Source organism: Candidatus Poribacteria bacterium, assembly GCA_021295715.1.
GTDB lineage: Bacteria > Poribacteria > WGA-4E > WGA-4E > WGA-3G > WGA-3G.
This window is the reverse complement of record JAGWBV010000079.1, coordinates 1-3,800: the sequence shown is the minus strand read 5'-3', so window position 1 is coordinate 3,800 and position 3,800 is coordinate 1. Positions and strand designations below refer to the sequence as shown.

Genomic DNA, 3,800 nt, shown 5'->3' with positions numbered 1-3,800 from the left:
TCCACTATTCACCCGGTGTCTATCGTTTCATGACGAACGTTGTGGTGTATGCGTTGACGCACGGTCAGATTTCTGACTATTCCGGTTATGTACCTGAAGATACGTTAGCCCAGAAGGAACTTCCGACGAGCGCACCTGAAGCTGCGAAAGTCAGCGGTTTTGAATAGGATTTTTGTATCTAAGCGCGGTTTTTAACCTCGCACTTTGTTGGGGCTGTTTGGTTACCCTCTAATGGTAATTGAACAGCCCTCACATATTGCAACCCAGTTCGCTTCCCAGCGGTCTGAACACAACTCCTAATCTTTCCGAACACTTCCTAAAAAATCCAGACTTTTTTCAATTTTTTCTTATAATGCAATATTTCCTGTCCGAAATCGCGTCTTAACACTACAATAGCGTAAGAGTGTGAACGGTATCACATTGTTTATAGTAAAACCCGAAAATATGCGGGTATTTTAGAAGGGACAGATTAAGTGATAACCCCATGTTTCTGATTCTCGTTCGGCGAGAATTGCTCGCCAATCTTATGACCTTTCGGTTTCTCGTTGCGATGGTCGTCACACTGTCGTTGGTTGTTGCGAATACCGTTGTCTTAATTGCCGATTACGAGCGCCGTCTGACAAGTTACGATACCGCAGTGAAGGAACACCGTCAGAGGTTTTTAAGAAGAACAAGGACTTATTCGGAGATAGATGGAGGAATTCGCATAGACCGACCACCCAACCCACTGAGCATTTTCAATGCAGGTTTAGATCGACGGATCGGCAACTCTATCACTGTCAGGCATACCCTTGTTCCAACCCTTTGGGATACCCTATCACACAGTGCCGATAATCCTTTCCTCAACCTGTTTTCCAGCGTCGATTTGGTTCTGATTTTTCAGGTAATTCTCAGTTTACTGGCACTGCTTTTCGCCCACGATGCAATCGCTGGGGAACGGGAAGCAGGCACGCTCCGTTTGACGATGGCAAACCCCGTCAGTCGTCCCGTTATTCTGTTGGCAAAGTATATCAGTGCGCTGGCTTGTCTGACGCTTCCTGTAGTCATGAGTTTGCTACTCGCACTCATCTTATTTTCTGTATCTGAGTCGATTTTGCTCACGGGAGATGATTGGCTCCGGATTAGTGGTATTTTACTTACCTCAATCATATATCTCTCCGCTTTTTATCTTATAGGATTGTTAATCTCGGCAATCACGCGCCGAACCGCGACTGCCCTGATGGTGTCAATGGTGATATGGAGCACCCTGGTCCTTATCTATCCAAGTCTCATTGTATTCTCGGTCAATCGGCTTTGGCAGACCCCTTCTCAATTGGAATCCTCTTATCGTGAAATTGAGCAGATCTGGGAAAGTTTTGAAAGAGAACGAATGGATTTTTTAAGGAACGATGCAATTGAAGGGGAAGACTTGAATGACAATATACTTTATTCAGGAAGTTGGAGTGCTCCTCATATTTCGGATCCGACGACGCTCAAGTACTCTAAGGCAGAAATTCGCTATATTCGCATCAAGCCAGAGGCAGAACCCCTGATGCCTCATGTCAAAGCTTACTTTCAATTCTCGGAGCCGCGACGAATTCGCGCAGCAGAAAGGACGTGGCAAATTCGACAAAAAGCTTTGGATCAAGTCTACGTTCACAAAGCGAATGTGGCGAAAAATCTGATGCGTTTCTCACCGACAGCGATGTATGACTTCGCAACCGAGGCGTGGGCAGGAACAGATTTCCACGGTATTGAGGATTTTATCACAGCAGTCCAGCGGTATCGGCAAACGATTATCGATTATTTATATGATAAGAAGGCTTTTTCTTCTCGGAAATGGTTCGCTGTTGACCAAGGAGAAGTCGATTGGAACGATTTACCACGGTTTTCTTATCGTCGGAGGGATATATGGAAGGGCATACAGCACGCAAGTGGTGACATTGCGTGTCTGCTACTCATTAACGTTGTGCTGTTTATGACAACATTTTTAATCTTCGTGCGCCAAGAAGTGTAGAAATGGTGGTTGGTAATCGGTTAAAAGGGTATTTGGAAAACTTATCCAACACTTGTAGCCCCAACCAACGGGCCGGGGCGGGTTCCGAAAAAGGATGTCCTCTGCCAAGTCTTGCCCAACCGCACCGCAAGGAAAATTAGAAAGATGATCTGGCACATTACAAAGCGTGAACTTTACGACCATCTGAACAGTCTGCGATTTGCCTTTACAACGATATTGTTTATCGCACTGATGCTCGTCAACGCAATTGGGTATCTTGGCGAATACGAGGCGCAATCAACGGCATATCAAAAAAAGGTTTCAGCGTCTTTGGATAAAATGAGATCCAACGCGGACAGTGTTTATAACCTATTTACGGAAGGACCCGGCAGGCTCTACAAAAAATCTTCTCCACTCTCCTTTTGTGCGGACGGTGGTGAAACATTTATACCTGAATCCGCTGACGGAGTTGGCAGAGGTCTGTTCTTAATATCGAGTCGTTTTTCAATCAGAACGCTATGGCGAATGGAATACCCGCAATCCGATCCAAACCTATGGAATATTATGCCGGATTATACAAATGTTGATTGGAATACTATCGTCTCTATCGTGCTGAGTTTGATTGCCATCTTATTTACTTTCGACGCGATATCTTCGGACCGAGAACGAGGCACCTTGCGCTTGACACTCTCCAATAGTGTTTCACGCGGCACCGTATTGGTAAGCAAGTTTCTTGCAGCCTTGATAACTATCAGTATCCCTTTTTTAATTGCCGCATTCATTAACCTTTTTCTACTTTATACGTCGGGAAGTATTCCACTGGGACTAAGCGAGTGCGGACGATTGGGAGTCATTATCTGCGTCGCTTTTGTTTATGTGTCAATCTTCCTTGGACTGGGGCTGCTCATATCCTCTCGCGTGAGCAATTCGTCATCGAGTCTCACGATTCTCTTACTAATTTGGGTTGTTTGGGTCGTCCTGCTGCCCTCTACAACCGGCGCGCTTACCAGTGGCTTACAGCCAACAATGACCCGTAACGAACTCGCCGCCCGTCGGCAGCATCTGTCCAATAATTTTTATCAACAGTACGACGAACTTGAGCGCAAAATACCTTCGCGAGAGATTCCAGCAACGGAGGGAACATTATTGTGGTCGAAATACCTCACTGAGGATGCAAGAAACAACGAGAGATTGAACGAGGAGCACTTAGACGCTCAAATTGCTCAAATTCGACTCGCGAGATCCATAACCCGTATATCGCCTGCGTCAAGTGTCCGATACGCCATTGAATCTCTTGCTGGGACTGGTTTCACACGGCATGTTCAATTCTTGAAGCAAGTGCGCCGATATGCCGATGAATTCATGGCGTTTCTCATCGAAACCGATCATGCCGATCCAGAGAGTCCACACGCAATCGGTTCCAAGGAGGGCACCTCACAAAAGCCAGTGCGCTTTGAATCAATTCCAAAATTTGAAGATCACATCAGTTTCACGGGTGCCTACACCGCTGCAGCTACGGACATTCTGTTATTATTCCTGTTTTTGGCAGTATTGTTCGCGGGTGCGTATCTCGCTTTTGTGCGCGTTGAAGTCTAAGATTTGGTATCTTTCTTATTCAAATTCTTTGTCATATTTTCTTACCCGACACTTATACGTAGTGTTTTTCTTTTCGAGTCAAGTCATATTTATTTGAAGACCGCTGACATAATCTATTGAGTAAATCGAGCCTACGTGTCCTGAGTCTTATCCAAATTGTTCAAACTTTAGTCGTATTTAAATCGAACTTCCATTAATTAATGCTAAATTTTTAGCATTTTTACTTGAC

At 45.1% G+C, this 3,800-nt stretch carries 2 protein-coding genes; both read left to right on the top strand.

Annotated elements, in window-relative coordinates; all coding sequences use genetic code 11:
• The first annotated feature begins 484 nt into the window (after positions 1-484).
• Positions 485-1,996, top strand: a complete 1,512-nt coding sequence (locus J4G07_17370) for an ABC transporter permease subunit (GenBank protein ID MCE2415757.1) — start codon at positions 485-487, stop codon at positions 1,994-1,996.
• A gap of 144 nt (positions 1,997-2,140) precedes the next feature.
• The gene (locus tag J4G07_17365; protein MCE2415756.1) at positions 2,141-3,571 is read left to right on the top strand and encodes an ABC transporter permease subunit; all 1,431 of its coding nucleotides are present in this window, start codon (positions 2,141-2,143) and stop codon (positions 3,569-3,571) included.
• Positions 3,572-3,800 lie beyond the last annotated feature (229 nt).

What these genes read in the sequence shown, in the direction of transcription:
- J4G07_17365 (MCE2415756.1), top strand. Translation starts at nt 2,141, where the DNA reads ATGATCTGGCACATTACAAAGCGTGAACTTTACGACCATCTGAACAGT.
- J4G07_17370 (MCE2415757.1), top strand. Translation starts at nt 485, where the DNA reads ATGTTTCTGATTCTCGTTCGGCGAGAATTGCTCGCCAATCTTATGACC.